This is a genomic window from Spongiactinospora sp. TRM90649, assembly GCF_029382225.1.
Lineage (GTDB): Bacteria > Actinomycetota > Actinomycetes > Streptosporangiales > Streptosporangiaceae > Spongiactinospora.
In genome coordinates, this window is sequence record NZ_JARLTC010000008.1 from 109,649 (window position 1) to 125,930 (window position 16,282).

Annotated in this window: 8 protein-coding genes; 3 read left to right on the plus strand and 5 right to left on the minus strand. The window is 74.4% G+C overall.

The genetic code is table 11. The features are described 5' to 3' along the window. The first annotated feature begins 48 nt into the window (after positions 1 to 48). The 3 genes from P3X83_RS11545 (at position 49) to P3X83_RS11555 (ending at position 3,527) form a co-directional block, all read left to right on the plus strand. Positions 49 to 948 (plus strand): NAD(P)-dependent oxidoreductase, encoded by a 900-nt coding sequence (locus tag P3X83_RS11545; protein WP_277304961.1) that lies wholly within the window; start codon positions 49 to 51, stop codon positions 946 to 948. Positions 949 to 1,090: 142 nt separating this feature from the next. Beyond that, positions 1,091 to 2,227 carry a biotin synthase BioB gene (bioB, locus tag P3X83_RS11550; protein WP_277304962.1) on the plus strand — a complete coding sequence of 379 codons (1,137 nt, stop codon included), beginning with the start codon at positions 1,091 to 1,093 and terminating at the stop codon, positions 2,225 to 2,227. Next, the gene (locus tag P3X83_RS11555) at positions 2,220 to 3,527 is read left to right on the plus strand and encodes an adenosylmethionine--8-amino-7-oxononanoate transaminase (RefSeq protein WP_277304963.1); all 1,308 of its coding nucleotides are present in this window, start codon (positions 2,220 to 2,222) and stop codon (positions 3,525 to 3,527) included. Before bioB ends, P3X83_RS11555 begins: the two co-directional genes overlap by 8 nt. A gap of 13 nt (positions 3,528 to 3,540) precedes the next feature. On the opposite strand, the gene P3X83_RS11560 is transcribed toward P3X83_RS11555, so the two are convergent. From P3X83_RS11560 to P3X83_RS11580, 5 genes are all read right to left on the minus strand, one after another. Beyond that, positions 3,541 to 4,383, minus strand: coding sequence for a glycerophosphodiester phosphodiesterase family protein (locus tag P3X83_RS11560; protein ID WP_277304964.1), 843 nt, complete (start codon positions 4,381 to 4,383; stop codon positions 3,541 to 3,543). 122 nt (positions 4,384 to 4,505) lie between these two features. Next, a complete protein-coding gene (locus tag P3X83_RS11565) occupies positions 4,506 to 6,197 on the minus strand; it encodes a hypothetical protein (RefSeq protein WP_277304965.1) in 1,692 nt (563 codons plus the stop codon). A 4-nt stretch (positions 6,198 to 6,201) separates the two neighbouring features. After that, positions 6,202 to 10,425 carry a hypothetical protein gene (locus tag P3X83_RS11570; protein WP_277304966.1) on the minus strand — a complete coding sequence of 1,408 codons (4,224 nt, stop codon included), beginning with the start codon at positions 10,423 to 10,425 and terminating at the stop codon, positions 6,202 to 6,204. Further along, positions 10,422 to 13,226 (minus strand): hypothetical protein, encoded by a 2,805-nt coding sequence (locus P3X83_RS11575; RefSeq protein WP_277304967.1) that lies wholly within the window; start codon positions 13,224 to 13,226, stop codon positions 10,422 to 10,424. Before P3X83_RS11575 ends, P3X83_RS11570 begins: the two co-directional genes overlap by 4 nt. Then, entirely contained in the window at positions 13,226 to 16,144 is a 2,919-nt protein-coding gene (locus P3X83_RS11580) for a DUF6603 domain-containing protein (protein WP_277304968.1), read from the minus strand. Before P3X83_RS11580 ends, P3X83_RS11575 begins: the two co-directional genes overlap by 1 nt. Positions 16,145 to 16,282 lie beyond the last annotated feature (138 nt).

A 16,282-nucleotide genomic window follows, 5' to 3' on the forward strand; every position in this document is an offset into this window, starting at 1 on the left:
CGCGCGTTAGGCTCGGTCTGCTGACGATCGTGATCTTTGGGGGGCACGATGAGCGAGGTCGCGTGGATCGGCCTGGGCGCGATGGGCGGGCGGATGGCCGCCCGGCTGCTGGCCGCGGGCCACGAACTGATCGTGTGGAACCGCACGGCGGCTCGGGCCGACCCGCTCGCCGCCCGGGGCGCGCGGGTCGCGGCCACCCCGGCCGAGGCGGCGCGCGGCGTCGCCACCGTCGTGGTGATGGTCACCGGGCCTGCCGCGCTGCGCGAGGTGACCGAGGGTCCCGACGGCATCGCCGCCGCCGTGTCCCCCGGCGCGACCGTCATCGACATGTCCACCGTGGGTCCGCCCGCCGTGGCCGACCTGCGCGCCGTGCTGCCGCCAGAGGTCGCGCTGATCGACGCGCCGGTGCTGGGCAGCCTGAACGAGGCCGAGAGCGGCACGCTGTCGGTCTTCGTCGGCGGCGATCCCGGCCCGGTGGCCGCCGCCCTGCCGCTGCTCGGCGTGCTCGGCACCCCGGTCGAGGCGGGCCCGCTCGGCTCGGGCGCGGCGGCCAAGCTGGTCGCCAACGAGGCCCTGCTCATCACGCTCACCGCGCTCGGCGAGACGCTGGCGCTGGCCGACCGTCTCGGGCTGCCCCGCGACATCGCCTGGCGGGTCCTCGGCCTGACCCCGCTGGGGCCGCAGGCCGAGCGCCGCCGTCCGGCCGTCGAGGCCGACGATCCGCCCAAGCTGTTCGCTCTACGGAACGCCGTCAAGGACGCGGGCCTCATCACGCACGAGGCGGGCGCGGCCGGACGGCTCGCCGAGGCGGCCCGGTCCTGGCTGGCCGACGCCGAGGCCGCCGGGCTGGGCGACCACGACTACACGGCGGTGATCGGCCATATCCTGGCGTCCGGGCGCCGCGCGGCGCCCGGATCCGGGCCCCGTCCGGAAATAGAGCCGGATTGAAGCGACACCCGACCGGGACGCACCAGATTGGGCCGGACCGGGGCCGCACCGGCGTCCCGGCCGAAGCGCACAAAGATTGATCAGTACGGCTTGTGCGGATCGGGCATTGGCCTCAGGCGGCGATACGGTTGAGGATCACCACATGGACCTGTTGAACACGCTCGTGGACAAGGGACTCCGCGCCGAATCACCGACGCGGGAGGAAGCGCTCGCCGTGCTGGCGACCACCGACGAGGAACTCCTCGACGTCGTGGCCGCCGCGGGGAAGGTGCGCAGGCGCTGGTTCGGACGCCGAGTCAAGCTCAACTACCTGGTCAACCTGAAGTCGGGGCTGTGCCCCGAGGACTGCGGCTACTGCTCGCAGCGACTGGGTTCCAAGGCCGGGGTGCTCACCTACACCTGGCTCAAGCCGGAGCAGGCCGCCGACGCCGCCGCGGCCGGGGTCGCCGGCGGGGCCAAGCGGGTCTGCCTGGTCGCGAGCGGTCGCGGCCCGACGGACCGCGACGTGGAGCGCGTCGCGAACACCATCGCCGCGATCAAGGAGCGCGCGGGCGACGTGGAGATCTGCGCCTGCCTCGGGTTCCTGTCCGGCGGGCAGGCCGAACGGCTGCGCGACGCCGGGGCGCACGCCTACAACCACAACCTGAACACCGCCGAGGCGACCTACGACGAGATCTGCACCACCCACGGCTACGACGACCGGGTCGAGACCGTGCGCGACGCCAAGGCGGCGGGCCTTTCCGCCTGCTCCGGGCTGATCGCCGGGATGGGCGAGAGCGACGCCGACCTGGTGGACGTGGTGTTCGCACTGCGCGAGCTGGACGTCGACTCGGTGCCGGTCAACTTCCTGATCCCGTTCGAGGGCACGCCGCTCGGCCAGGAGTGGCACCTCACCCCGCAGCGCTGCCTGCGCATCCTGGCCATGGTGCGGTTCGTCTGCCCGGACGTGGAGGTGCGGCTGTCCGGCGGGCGGGAGATCCACCTGCGCACACTCCAGCCGCTCGCGCTGCACCTGGTCAACTCGATCTTCCTGGGCGACTACCTGACCAGCGAGGGCCAGGCGGGCAAGGCCGACCTGGAGATGATCGCCGACGCCGGGTTCGAGGTGGAGGACTCGGGGACGACCACGCTGCCGGAGCACCGGGGCGGCGCCCCGGCGGCGGACGCCGTCGAGGAGGAGGCCGAGGACACAGCGGGCACAGGGGTCACAGGGGCGCGTACCGACCTGGTCGTGGTGCGCCGGCGCGGAGCGGGCACCGACCTGCCGCCCAATGCCTGACCGCGCGCTGCGCCCGTGCGACCTGCTCGACCTCGACCGCGCGCACGTCTGGCACCCCTATGCCGCGATGCCGGGCGGTCAGCCGCCGCTGCTCATCGAGTCGGCCCGGGGGACGCGGCTGCGTCCCGCCGAGCCGGTCGAAGGGCACACCGAGCTGGTGGACGCCATGTCGTCGTGGTGGTCCGCGATCCACGGCTACCGTCATCCGGTGCTCGACGACGCACTGCGGGACCAGGCCGGGCGGATGAGCCACGTGATGTTCGGCGGGCTCACGCACGAGCCCGCCGTCCGGCTCGCCGCCCGGCTGGTGGAGATCACGCCGGAGCCGCTGCGGCACGTCTTCCTCACCGACTCCGGGTCGGTGTCGGTGGAGGTGGCGATCAAGATGTGCCTGCAGTACTGGCGCTCGCTCGGCCGTCCTGGCAAGCATCGGCTGCTGACCTGGCGCGGCGGCTACCACGGTGACACCTTCCACCCGATGTCGGTGTGCGACCCGGACGGCGGCATGCACACCATGTGGGACGGCGTGCTGCCCCGGCAGGTGTTCGCCGACGCGCCGCCGTCCGGTTACGAGGTCGAGCCCGACCCCGGCTACGTGGCGCACCTGGCCGACCTGATCGGACGGCACGCGCACGAACTCGCCGCCGTGATCGTCGAACCGGTCGTGCAGAACGCCGGGGGGATGCGCTTCCACTCCCCCGGCTACCTTCGTGAGCTGCGCGCGCTCTGCGACGAGCACCAGGTGCTGCTGGTGTTCGACGAGATCGCCACCGGCTTCGGGCGCACCGGCGAGCTGTTCGCCGCCGGCCACGCGGGGGTGGCCCCCGACGTGATGTGCGTCGGCAAGGCCCTGACCGGGGGCTACCTCACCATGGCGGCGGCGCTGTGCACGACCGAGGTCGCCGAGGGCATCGGGCGCGGCGACTTCCCGGTGCTCGCGCACGGCCCGACCTTCATGGGCAACCCGCTGTCGGCCGCCGTGGCCAACGCGTCCCTGGACGTGCTGCTCGGCCAGGACTGGCGGACCGGGATCGAGGCGATCGCCAAGGGCCTGCGCGAGGGGCTGGACCAGGCCCGTGGCGTCGCCGGGGTTCTTGACGTGCGGGTGCTGGGGGCGATCGGGGTGATCCAGCTCGACCACGAGGTGGACCTGCCCGCCGCCACCCGGGCCGCGGCCCGGCACGGCGTGTGGATCCGGCCGTTCCGCGACCTGATCTACACGATGCCGCCGTACGTCGTGGACGACGACGACCTGCGCCGGATCACGACCGCGATGACGGCGGCGGCGGCCGTGAGCTGACCGCCGCGCGTCGTCACCGGTCGAGCGCCCGCCGCAGCACGGCCGGCCGGTTGGTGACGATGCCGTCGACCCCGTAGGCGGCCAGGCGGCGCATCGCCGCCTGGCCGTCCACCGTCCAGCAGATCACCCGCATCCGGTAGCGGTGGATCCGCCGGACGTAGTCGCGGGTCACGTCGGTGTAGGGGACGTTGATCAGCCCGGCGTACCTGGACAGCGCGGCGAGCCGCCCGGGCTCGGGCGTGCCGAGCAGGCCGATCGGGATGTCCGGCATGATCTGGTGGAACCTGCGCATGGAGCCCCAGTCGAAGGACTGCACGATCACCCGGCCCGCGGACAGCCAGGCCCGGTGCCGCCGCAGCTCGCCGGCGACGCGGGTCTCGATGCCCGGATGGCGCGCCGGGTCCTTGATCTCCAGGAGCAGGCCGAGGCCGCTGCCGCGCATCGCGGCGAGCGTCTCGCCCAGCGTGGGCACCCGCTCCCCCTCGTATCGCGATCCGAACCAGGACCCGGCGTCGAGCCTGCGGATCTCCGCGAGGGTGAAGTCGCCGACCGCCCAGGGGGCGCGGCCGGGGAAGACGCGCTCGGCGTCGGTGGTGCGCGCGAGCGTGCGGTCGTGCATCAGGACCAGCCGGTGGTCGCTGGTCTGCTGGACGTCGAGTTCGAACACGTCGGCGCGCTGGACGCGGGCCAGCACGAAAGCCGCGAGGGTGTTCTCGGGCGCGTCGGCGGAGGCCCCGCGGTGGGCCACGTTGACGATCGCCGGGGAGGGGGCGGCGGCCACGGGGCGGGCGAGCGTCACGGGAGCCGTCAAGGCCGTCAGGAGGGTGATGATGACCAGGGGGACAGGTCGGAACACGGGTCTCCTCATGGGCGGAAGCGACCGGTACTACCTTTCTGACGGGCGTGCATGACGACAAGTTGATGGAGGAGTTTCCCGATGGTGCCGAAAAGATGAGCATCCGGGGCGCGAATCGCCGGTTAGGGTTCCAGGATGTCGAAACGCAGGCCGCTGGAGCCTTCACCACCGCCTGTTCCCTTGACACGGGTCGTCCAGAAATGTGTGGATCCGTCGTGCCAGCGCGCCTGCCGGGCCGCGCGGCTGACGGCGGTGCCCGCCCTCGGCACCTCCTCCTCGTACAGCCACACGCCGCCCCCGTCGCCCTCCGTCAGCAGCTCACCGAGCGGCTCCCGAGGCTTCCCCTCCGGGTCGTCGCCCCGGACCAGCGGTACCAGGCGCAGCAGGATCGACTCCTGGTCCGCGAGCTTCTCCGGGGCCAGCGGATACCAGTTGAGCGGCACCGACGTCTCGACCCGGTAGCGCGGCGGGCTTCCAGGCGGCAGCGGGGCGGACTCCGGCGGCGGCGGGTCCGTGGCGAACCGATCGATGACGCCGCCCGCGTCGTCGGGGACCGTCGGCTCCACCGCCCAGGCCAGGTTGACCATCTCGTCGCGCAGGTACAGCACCGACTCCAGCGGCGGGCCGTCCAGGGCGTCCGGCAGCGCGGGGGGCAGGAAGAACCACGGTGACGTGGGCCGCTCGCGGCCGGGCTCGGACGGCCCGGCGGCGTCGGTGAGCGTGAACAGGCTCCAGCCGTCGTCGGCGGCGCCCGCCGGGTCCAGCACGCGCTTGCCGCCGAAGACGTCGGTCACCCGGAAGCCCGTCACGCGGGTGAGGCTGCCGACGGGCAGCCGCACCGGCAGCATCAGCCAGTCCTCGCCGGAGTAGGTGACGAACGCGGTGAGCAGCAGCCGCCCCAGGTCGCTGGGGGCGGCGTCGATGCCGCCCGGGTCGAACCCGGCGTCCTCACACTCCCAGAACCTGGGCACGGGCATGCCGCCGAAGCGCGCCGGGGTGGGAACGGCGCGGACGTCGGTCAGGGTCAGCGGCGCTCCCTCGGGCGGCGTGGCCGCGCCCGGTACGGCGTCGGCCGCCCACCACTCCAGCCGCCCGCCGGGGTGACCGGTCGCGCGCAGCCTGACGTCGGGCAACGAGGCCGCGCCCAGCTCGAAGGCGTACTCCAGCCGGTGCACGTCCCACGTCTCGGGGCGCACGGGCATGGCGTCGTCGGACGCCTTGGGCGCGCGGGCGTTCCACCAGGCGAGCCAGTCGGCGGCGAACGGGGCGATCGTGTCGGCCCCGGCGGACGACAGGCCGAGGTTCGCCGCCTCGTCCGCCCGCTGCGCCGGGTCCGCGAGGCGGGCCAGCGGACCGGCCAGCGCGGCGCCGTCGGGCAGCCGCGACCGGATCCTGGCGGGTATGCCGCCTTCGGCGGGCGGGGGCGGCTTGCCGTCCACCGGGAACGGGCAGGCGTTTACGAACAGGGCGAACAGGTCGCCGTGGCCCGCGTCCAGCAGCGCGCGGCGCAGCCGCAGGCCGCCCGCGACGCGCAGCCCGGGGTCGGGCCGCGACTCGACCTCCTGCTCGATGAGCCGTTCGAGCGGTTCCGTCATCCGGTCGTACGGCCGGTCGGCATCCTCCCCGATCGGCCGCCAGCGGTCGAGCAGGTGGATCTCCGCCGTCAGGTCCACCCATGCGGCGGAGGCGGCGTCCTCCGCGGTGAACTCGCCGAACTGCCACTGGCGGGCCAGCAGCCACAACGGGTCGTGGACCCGGGCCGCCAGCCCCTCCTCCACGCCGCCCGCGCGCGGGATCGTCTCGTATCGCTCCATCGCCTCACTCCGCTCCGGGGACGGGCAGCAGCCCGCGCAGCGCGGGCACGTCGATCAGGTCGAGGGTCCGCATGACCGCGAGCCGCAGGGTGTCCTCGACGACGCCGTGCACGTCCTCCATCCGCCACGGCCGGTCCAGGTCGGGCGGCACGGCCAGCAGCAGCGCCTGCGGCGCGCGGGCCCCCGGACGGTCGTGGTGGAACGCCAGCGCGGCGATCTCCTCCGGCCCGTTCGCCCCGCTCGGGCGGGGCACCGCCTGGTTCCAGGTGTCCATGACCAGCCCGGCGCACTCCTCGCCCTCCGGCGGGCCGTCGTGGTGCAGCACCAGAGTGGCGCGGACGGGCGGTCGGTCCCCCTGGACCGCGGGCGCCGTGGCCACCCACCTCGCGCCCGGCGCGAACGGCGTCTGGGTGGCCGTGACGTCGCCCTCGGGCCGCTCCGCCAGCACGATCCCAGCCACCAGCGTCTCCTCAAGCGTGGCGACCGTCGGCCGGATCCGCGCGATCCCGCGCAGCCAGTCGCCGATCTCGTCGGGACCGGCTCCCGCCGGAACCCGGTCGGGTCCGGGCGGCGCCGTGTTCAGCACGGGCACGACCTGCATGTGGTCGCCCGCAAGGACGCGCACCCGCGACGTGGTGTCCCGCACCCAGGCGTCGGCGTCCGCGGGGCGGGACGGCGGCGGGGGCGGCGGCTGCACGGTGTCCGGATCGATCATCGCCAGCACCTTCCCGCCCTGGCCGACGGGATCGGCGCCCGGGTCGGGCAGGGCGGCGGCGACGCCGAGCGCGGCCAGGGGCGCGAGCGCGGAGCCGACCGCGGCGGGGTCGGGCCGCTCGGGGGCCAGGGCGGTGGCCAGCGTCTGGCGAGCCGCCGCGACGGCGGCGAGCCAGGTCCCGGCCCTGGCGCCGAGCCCGTCGAGGTCGGCCAGCGCGTAGGGCTCGGCCGTCAGGTCGAAGTGCCCGGTGAGCAGGGGCGTCGCGGAGGCCAGCAGGGCGCGCAGCCGTTCGCACAGCAGGCCCAGCTCACGGGCGCGCTCGACGCTCGGCTCGTCGAGTTCCACCCCTGCCTGCCGCAGGGCGTCCATGAGCGGGGATCCGCCGGGCGCGGCGCGCGCCGCGCCGACGACGTCGAGCGCGCACCAGCCGAGCGCGTCCAGCCCGACCCCCTCGCCCATGCGGCCGCCCCCGCCGAAACGCCAGTCGCCGGCGGGGCCGAGCCGGGCGCGGCACCAGCCCTCCACCGCAGGTTCCAGGACGGCGAGCGCGCGGTCGTCGTTCCACCCGGTGACGCCGCCCCCGGACGGGCATAGCACGCCGACGTGGTGGGCGACGGTGGTGGCCCCGCGCGGGGTACGGACGAGGTCGAACTCCCCGGGGAGCCGGTCGCCGCGCCCGATGGCGTCGGCCGACAAACCGGCGCGCAGCGGGTTGCCGCCCACCAGATGAAAGACGCTCTCGCCCACCAGCAGGTCACCGCCGGCGTCCACCATCTCGTCCAGCTCGGCGATCAGCCGGTCCACGACCTGGCGCTGCTCCGGCGGGAGCTGGTCGAGCAGCCCCTCCTGGCCTTCGGCGGGCTGGGCCATGCGCAGGCGCTGGCCGTCCACCACGTTGCGGGCCTCGACGCTCGTCGCCGCGCCCGGGGTGCCGGTACCGGGGACGACGGCCAGCGAGGGCGGATACGCCAGCCGGAAGTCGTCGATGAGCTGGTCCAACTGCGCCTCGTGCAGGCCGCGTTCGAAGCGGTAGCCGAGCAGCGCCCACAGCGGCTGGCCGGTGCGGATGCCGTCGATCATCTCCCGCGCGGCCCGGACCCGCCACGACTGTAGATCGACGGCGAAGGCCGCCTTGTCCGAGTGGGCGCGAAATCCCGCCCGGAGCACGGCGGCGGTCGCGGCGTGCTGAAGGGACGGCGCCAGGATGTAGCCGTCGCTCTCCGGGCCGGTCCCCGGGTCCCGCACGTCGGTCAGCCAGCCGTAGACCCCCAGGCGCAGGCCGGTGGGCTCGCTCTCCCTGATGCGCCGCAGCCGGGAGTCGGCGTAGGAGGTGATCCAGGCGTCCACCCGGTGGCCGACGGTGTCGAAGACCTCGAACATGAGCCGGTCGAGCCCCGGCAGATCGGTCTCGGCGCGCGGTTCCAGCTCGACCAGGGCGGCGGCCAGCTCTCGGGTCCTCTCCAGCGCCACCGGCAGGAACGCCTGCTCTTCCGGGGTCGCCGCCTGATCGTCGCGCATCCGCCGGTTCTGCTGGATCAGCAGCACGAGGTTCTCGAAGACGCGCCAGGAGATGCTGTGGAACGTGTCGGGGTCGGGCGACTCGATGAACGGCGCCAGGGCGTCCTGGAGTTCGGTCCTGCGGGCGTCGAGGGCGGTCTGGTCGGCGTCGGCCGAGGCGTCCAGCGCGGCCTGCCGTTCGTCGGCCAGGCGCAGCAGCTCGGCCAGCGGGCGGGCGGCGAGCACGGCCTTGACGTTTTCGGAGGGATCCCCGAGGACCGGCCGTGGCGGTTTGCCGCTTTCGTCGGGCAGGTGAAACTGCTCGGCGCGCGACCCGGGGGGCACCGAGCCCACCACGGAGGGCGGCGGCTCGTCCACCTGCGCCTGCCCCAGTTCCACGGGCCTGGTCATGGTGTCCACCATGCGCTCGGCGGCGGGGGTGCGGCTGAGCAGGTCGAGGATCACGGCGTCCTGGTCCTCGCCCGCGCCGACCTGGACCGCGCTCGGGAACGAGTCCTCCAGGGTGCTGGTGACCGACAGCAGGTGCCCGGTGAGCCGGGGGTCGGTCACGTCGCCGCGCCACAGGTCGAACGACGAGGCGGGCAGCACGCCGTACGGCTGGCGGCCCACCCGCAGCGTCGGCAGCGTCCCCCGGCTGCGGACGTGGTCGGTGAAGTGCGCGACCAGGTCGGTGACGTCGGGCGGCACGACCATGTCGTCACGGGCTTCGGTCGACGGCGGATAGGGCCGCAGCAGCAGCGACAGCGCGAAGTACAGCCCGAACGCGTGGTGCAGCCGGGTCAGGTCCGGCCCGTCGTCGTCGCCGAGCGCGTCCTGCACGGCGGCCAGGACCTCCGCGCCGTCAACGCCGAAGGCGCGGGCGGCGCGCGCCGCCGCCTGCGGGCCCGCCGGGTCGTACTGCTCACGCTGCCGGTCGATCTCCTCCGGCGGGCGCGGCTCGGGATGCGACCGCCAGCCGCTGCGGGTGGCCAGGGTGTTGTTGGTCGGCGTCCGGGTGGGCAGGAACGCCAGGCCGTCGCCGAACCGGTGGGCGAGCAGCGCCGCCTGCCAGCGGGCGGCGGCGGTCTCGGGGTCCAGCCCCGCCATCACGCCGACGGCGGTCAGCAGATCGTAGGGTTCGTCGTTCTCCGGCAGCGGCACCGCCAGGCCCATCCCGTTCTCGACGGCCCTCCCGAAGTCCACGAGCCATCGGCTGTCCGGGTCCCAGGGCAGGCCGTCGGTGCGCGTCACGCCCTCCTGCGGCGGCGCGAAGCCCAGCTTGAGGTCGTCGGGGATGTCGGCGCCCTCCTCGCGCCAGGCGAGCCGGAGCCCGTCCTCGCCCTCGTTGTAGGCGGAGAAGACGAAGCGGTCCGGAAGCAACATGGTGCGGGCCGCCCGCGTCCAGGTGCCGGATCGGGCGGCGGGCTCCGGCGCCCCCGGCCTGAGCGCTTCGAGCGCCCAGGCGGCCCGCGCGGAGCCGAGCCGGGCCACCAGCTCCGCCCAGGCGGCGGCGCGGAGAGCGTCGTCGGCCTCGGGCGCGGCGACGGCCGTCCAGTAGCGCTGACCGGCCTCGCGCTCGACCGCGGTCAGCCCCTCCTCGTGCGCGTCCACGTGCACGTCGTCGGGGTACACCCGCAGGAGGAGCTGCGCCGAACCGGCCACCTGGGAGTGGACGGCCTCCAGGCGCACCGGGGTCAGCAGCAGCGGCACCGGCCGGTCGTCGGCCCAGATCGCAGGTTCGGCGGCGACCGCCTCGTCGTAGGCCCCGGGGGCCGCGGCGTACGCCTCTTCCGCTATGAGCAGTTCCAGCCGCATCGTGTTCAGGTCGTCCTCGGCGCGGGCCACCTCGTCGCCGAGCCCGGGGTGCTGTTCGGACTCCGGTCCGAGCAACGCCAGCTCCCGCTGCAACGCGGCGAGGTGGGCGGCCTGGTCGTGCTCACGGCGGCGCTGCCGGTCGGCGTCGCGCCGCCGCGCGGCGATGGCCAGCCGGAGGCGGGCGAGTTCGGTCGGGGTCATCCCCGTCCCCTTCCGAGGAGCAGAGCGGCGTGCATGGCGACGCTGAACGGCTTCTGCAGCGCGATCCTGGCGATGTGAGTGGAATCCGCGCCAGAGCCCCAAACCAGGTTCAGCGGGTTCTCCCCGGGCGCGGTGATGTCGGTGCCGGCCACGGCGAAACCCCGGTTGGTGGGATCGACCCTGGGCCAGTCCAGGTCGTCCCACTTGCCGAAGGTCTCGTTGGCCACGTCGAAGCCGAAGCGCATCCGGTAGTCGTGTTCCTGGAAGACCATGAACCAGCCCGGCGCCTCGGCGCTCACCGGGGCGGTCAGCTCGCCTGGCGGCACCGCGAACGCGTAGGCGGCGGTGGCCGGGTCGAGCGGCAGGGTGAACAGCGGGTGCGACACGTCCTCCGGCACCGTGCTCGGCGTGGGCCGGGTCGCGCCCTCCGGCAGTACGGCGCGGACCGCCGTGACGACCATGTCAGGGAACCTGCGGACGATCTCGCCGCGCACCAGCAGCACGGTCAGGTCCTGGATGAAGTTGCCGTGCATGCCCAGGCTGGTGTGCCAGTCGGTGAGCGGTGGCACGTCGGAGTCGGAGCCGGGCTGCGGCCAGAACCGGCGGAACGGGCTGCCGCGCTGGTCGGTGGGGTATTCGCGCCACAGCAGCTCGGACATCATCTCGTGGTTGAGACCGACCAGGTAGCTCTCGATGAACCGGTTGTTGGACTGCAGCAGGCCGACCCGTTCGGCGGGGAAGTCGCCCAGGCCGGGCAGCAGCCACTCCGGCGTCTCCGCCAGCATCGCCAGGGACATCGGCGCGGCGAAGACCGGGTGACTCATCAGCGGGGCGAGGCCCGGCTGGTCGATGGCGCCGGGCACGCTGAGACACGCGTTCAGGCGGCGGACGATCCCCTCGCCGGGGTGCAGGGCGGAGGCCAGCCGTCCGGTGAGGACGTCCGGGGCGATCTGCACGCCGGTCGCGGTGAGCATCCGGCCGTCACCGGCCGCCGCCGAGCTGAAATCCGTCTCGGCGAGGGCCTGAAAGCTCTGGCCGACCACCTCCATCTGGTCGACCAGGACACCGGCGATCGTGTCCACCTCGCGCGGCTCGAAGGCGATGGCGTCCAGGCCGCCGATCGCGCCGAGCCGCTCGCTCACCATCGCCCCGGCCGCGCCCAGATCGTTGACGCCGGCGACCTTGCGGACCGCGTCGAGCATGACGATCTGCCGGGCCGCGCGCTCGGGGCTCGGCCGGTCGGACGTCTGCCGTGGCAGCACCGGATCTGGCACGGCGACCGTCGCCTGGCCCATCAGCCCCTTGGTCACGACCGAGTCGATGCCGGCCGTGGTGCGGCGCGCGATGTGCCCGGAGGGCCGCATCAGCCGCGCGAAGCCCGTCGAGGCGGCGGCGTCGGCGAGCGGGCTGGCGGTGATCTCCAGGGCGAGCGTCGGACCGCCCTCCTCGGCCGTGCGGGTGCGCGCCGACGCCGGCGCCGCCAGGGTGACCAGCTCGCCGGGGGCGAGCGTGGCCACGTGCCGCCGGTGCAGGGACGCGGCGACCTCGGCGGACAGCTCGGCCATGGCGCGCCTGCGGTTGGCCTCGCGGATGGCGCCGACCTGGTCCCAGGCCCGCGCCATCAGCTCCTCCTGATGGGCGCGCACGTAGTCCGCGCCGAGCGCGGCGGCGATCCGGAACGGGGGTTCGAGGTTCAGCTCGGTGGTCCAGCCGAGATCGGGCAGCGGCAGTTCGGGGCTGGGCTCCACCCGGTCCAAGCCCGCGTGCTTTCCGCCGTAGATCGGCGGGGCCACCGCGCCGGTGACGTCACCGGGATCGTGCGTGCCCTCCAGCCGGTCGGCCGGTACGGCGAGCTCCTTGGACAGCCGGGTGCGCAGGTCGCTGAGCGTCTCGAAGGGAAGCTCCTCGGGCGGCGCCATCTGCTCCGTGGGCGGGCGCAGCACGCCGTCCACCCGGATGACGAGCGGGCCGTCGGTGCCCGCCAGCGGGGGCATGCCCGGCCAGGGCTCCGAGATGTCGACGTCGTGCCCGCCCATCCCGGCCATGGACTCCACCGGCCGCAGGCGGCGGACATAATCCTCGAAGTCGCCCGGTGGACCGGTGCCGAACTCCCACCAGTAGTAGACGGGCAGCGTGACCTGTTCCTCGCCGGTGCCGATCCCCCAGGCGTGGGCGAGGCTCTCGGTCGGCTCGCCCGTGACGCCGAGCCCCGCCGCCACACCGCCCTGGAAGGCGGGCACGACGCAGGCGCGGTAGCGCCGGTCGTCCGGCAGCAGCCGGGGGCACAGCAGCCGGGCGATCATCTCCTCGCCGTTGGGGGACGACTGCACGTGCGCCCAGGCCCACGAGTCGGTGAGGTCGGGCAGTTCCCGGGTGGCGACCACCAGGCGGGGCAGCGGCCGGGCGGCGGGGTCGAAGGCGTTCGCCGCGTCCACGACGACCAGGACGATCCACGGCCGCAGCCGTCCGTTGCCCGGGCCCCGGAACGGGGCGGCCGGGGTCAGCAGCCAGGGCAGTTCCGGCGGGGAAAGCTCCACCGCGGCCATGTCGTTGCCGAACGCGTCGGCGGCCCCCGCGGCGGGGAAGACGCGCCGCACCGACCGAGCGTCGATGGCCTGCACGCCGCCGGGTCCGAGCATCCGCAACGGCTTGGCGCGGCCGACACGCCCGCCGGCGCCGGGCCCCGTCAGTCGCACGCTCACGTCGAACTCGGCCGGGCTCAGCGGCCCGCCGTCGTCCACCCGCTCGATCGCCGCCCCGATGGAGCTGTGCGCCCAGGCGCCGAAACTCAGATCGGCCATCAGCCGGCCACCTCCCACGCCTGGACCACCATCAGGCCTGGGCCCGCACCGGCGAGCGCGTCGTGCATCTCGGCCGAGGTCATCCCCGTCGCCTCGGTCGAGACCTCGCTCATCGACCAGGCGGACACGACCGCCATCGGCGGCTCCTCACTCACCCGGACGGTGTCCTCCGGCGGCGGCCACCACATGGAGTCCGCGAGACGGGTCACCGCGGCGGCGGCCAGCAGCACGTCCATGTTCTGGACCAGCCGGGAGGCGAGGATCTCGGGAGGGCTGATCTCGTCGGCGAACACGCTGGTCTCGAAGCCGATGGTGTGCTCCACCATGGGCGGGAACTCGACCGCCTCGCCCGACAGGTCGAAGCCCGACTTGTAGTACTCGAAGGAGGGACGGGCGAGCTGCTGGTCGTCGCTCATCCCCAGGAACTGCGCGGGCGCGAAACGATCGCGTACGTCGTTCTGGTGGCGCGCGGGCCGATCACCGAGCTGGGGGTCCGCGATGTCCCAGCGCTGCCGTGCGGCAAGCGGGACGCGCTCGAACCGGTCGATGTCGATGCCGAACGGCACCACGCTCTGCCGTACGGTGATCGCGCCGTACGGATCGACCAGGTCGCCGCGCGCGACGCGCTGGTCGGCCTCGCCGGTGAGCACCAGGACGGCGGGCGCGTCCGCCCGCCGGTGGGCCGTCCACGCTCCCGGCGATTCGAGCGCCCGCTTCAGCTCCTGGCCCACATCGCGCGCCGCGAGCGGCGCCGGGGGCAGCGCGCCCCACGTCTCGTCGAAGCTGAACGGCACGCTGAACAGGAACAGATCGACCTCGCCCCGCCCGCGCGCGTGCCACGGCGCGGGCCCCTCCAGCCGCAGGCTCAGCGCCACGCCGACCAGGTCCTCGCCGAACACGGTCAGCGCGACGCCGACGCTCACGTCGGCGATGAAGTGCAGCGGCTCGAACTGCAGCAGCAGGTCGAGCGAGAGGTGGCCGCGGATCCCGCACTTGGCGACCTGGGCCACCAGTTCCAGCCGCGCGCCGAACTGCAGCGTGTTGGTGGTCAGCGCGAGATACGCCTCGCAGCGCAGCTCCAGGAACGGCAGCGGCGACATGTCCGTGCCGATCCGCTGCAGCGGCGGCACGCCGCGCGGCGGGGTGAACGCCGGGTGGAAGCCGCCCGCGCTGAGCACGAACTCGGGGTCCGCGCCGCCCCTGGTGAGCAGGCAGACGTCGCCGGTGAGCGGCACGCCCACGATGTGGGAGCCGGTCATGCTCGCCACGATGAGCACGCTGGGCTCGCCGGGGTCGAACTGCCCGGCGAAGGTGACCTGGATGAGGATCAGCGGGGCCAGCGGGTCGGGGATGGCCATCACCAGCTTGCCCAGGACGGTCAGCCGCTGCCGGGCCCCGATCTCCACCAGCACGGCCACCGACGCCGTGACCAGCCGCCCGCCCCAGCTCACCTGGAACATCGGCCCGGCGACGACCCAGCCCCTGGCGGCGGGGAAGATCTCGGGCAGGGCCCGGCCCACCGCGTCGGCGGCGGCGGCCGGGTCGGCCGGGAACAGCAGCGCGGCGGCGGTGCCGTTCTCCACCGCGCGCAGCAGCGCGTCGCGGTCCACCCGGCGGTTCACCCCGACCACGCCGCCGATGCCGCTGACCGCGAAGCCGAAGCCGATCTGGATGCCCGGCGGCGGGAACGTCGCGCCGAGGATCGCGATGAAGGACGGCGGGCTCATGCCCAGCACGCCGAAGGCCGTCACGGACATGGGCGGGATGGCGGCGGAGATCCCTCCGGCGTACTCCCCCTCGCCGCGGCCGATCAGGAATCCGCTGCCCTTGACCACCGGCAGGTCGAGCCGGACTCCCGCGCCGGTCGGCGCGAGCGGCGCGATCTGGTCGCCGATGCCGGGCACCGGCACGTCGCCGAACGCGAACGGCAGCTCCAGCCCGAGGCCCTCGAACCGCATGGTGACGGGCGCGCCCGGCAGGCTGAGGGTCACGGCCGTGCGGACGCCGACTGTCAGCGTGACGCTCGTGCCGGACGGCGGGTCCAGCCGGAACGCGATGTCCAGGCCGTCGAGCCGCAGGCCGGGGGCCGCCCTGGCCACCGGCAGCCGGACGGTGAGCGCCGGGTTGCCCAGGAGCGAGATCCCCTGGTCGGGGTCCATGCCGAGGTCCATCGCCAGCGGCAGCGGGCCGAGGCCGCCGAGCAGGGCGGACAGGCCGCCGGGCACCAGTTCCACGGAGCCGCCGGTGTTGCGCGCCCAGCCGTGCCGCCGCAGCGCGCCCGCCTCGGCCCGTACCTCGCCGCCGAACACGATCGCGCCGAGCCTGACCCCCGGCCCTCCGGGGACGCCGTATCGTCTGCCCTGGTCGGGCCGGGTGAACTCGACGCGGAGGAAGCCGCCGTCGGTGGTGGAGCCCGGATCGACGGAGCCGTCCGCGCCCATGCTCATGTCGAAGACGCCGTCGGCGAGACCGGTCACCGTCATGGTCCAGCCCTCGGCCAGGTCGGCCGCGACGGCGTCGGGCTGCGCGCCCGAGGCGGTGAGCCCGACGCGGACGTCCGCGCCCGTGCCGGTGACGTGGACGGCGAAGGCGAAGCCCCCGCCGGTGCGGGCGGCGTAGGCGATGCCGGGCACGCCGTCGGACTTCCAGCCGTGCAGCTCCGCGCCGAGGCCGTCGGCTCCGCCGGTCAGCGCCCGCAGGCCGCGCAGCGTCAGGGCGGCCAGCGGGTCGTTCACGGGGATGTCGCCCAGCGGCGCGAGCAGTTTGCCCGCCAGCGCGGTGCCCTCCCACTCAGGACCGGCGGAGCCGAGCCCGTTGAAGGAGGCGGCCTCCTGTAGCTCGCCGACGATCCGGCCGAGCGCGGTGACGAGCGCGCCGCGCAGTGCGGCCGCGAGGGCCTTGCCCGAACCGTCAGCCATGACGGCGTCGACGTCCAACGCGCACGGCGTCTATGATTCCCGGCATGTCACTCTCCGTACGCGCAAAAGTCCCTATGGTCACCGTACGGAGGCGAAGGCGGGCGCGTCGAGACGCCGCGGGCACCCCGGACCATTCCT

Excerpts from the sequence above, each read along its gene's own strand:
- P3X83_RS11545 (WP_277304961.1), top strand. The coding sequence starts at position 49 with ATGAGCGAGGTCGCGTGGATCGGCCTGGGCGCGATGGGCGGGCGGATG.
- bioB (WP_277304962.1), top strand. The coding sequence starts at position 1,091 with ATGGACCTGTTGAACACGCTCGTGGACAAGGGACTCCGCGCCGAATCA.
- P3X83_RS11555 (WP_277304963.1), top strand. The coding sequence starts at position 2,220 with ATGCCTGACCGCGCGCTGCGCCCGTGCGACCTGCTCGACCTCGACCGC.
- P3X83_RS11565 (WP_277304965.1), bottom strand. The coding sequence starts at position 6,197 with ATGGAGCGATACGAGACGATCCCGCGCGCGGGCGGCGTGGAGGAGGGG.
- P3X83_RS11570 (WP_277304966.1), bottom strand. The coding sequence starts at position 10,425 with ATGACCCCGACCGAACTCGCCCGCCTCCGGCTGGCCATCGCCGCGCGG.
- P3X83_RS11575 (WP_277304967.1), bottom strand. The coding sequence starts at position 13,226 with ATGGCCGATCTGAGTTTCGGCGCCTGGGCGCACAGCTCCATCGGGGCG.
- P3X83_RS11580 (WP_277304968.1), bottom strand. The coding sequence starts at position 16,144 with ATGGCTGACGGTTCGGGCAAGGCCCTCGCGGCCGCACTGCGCGGCGCG.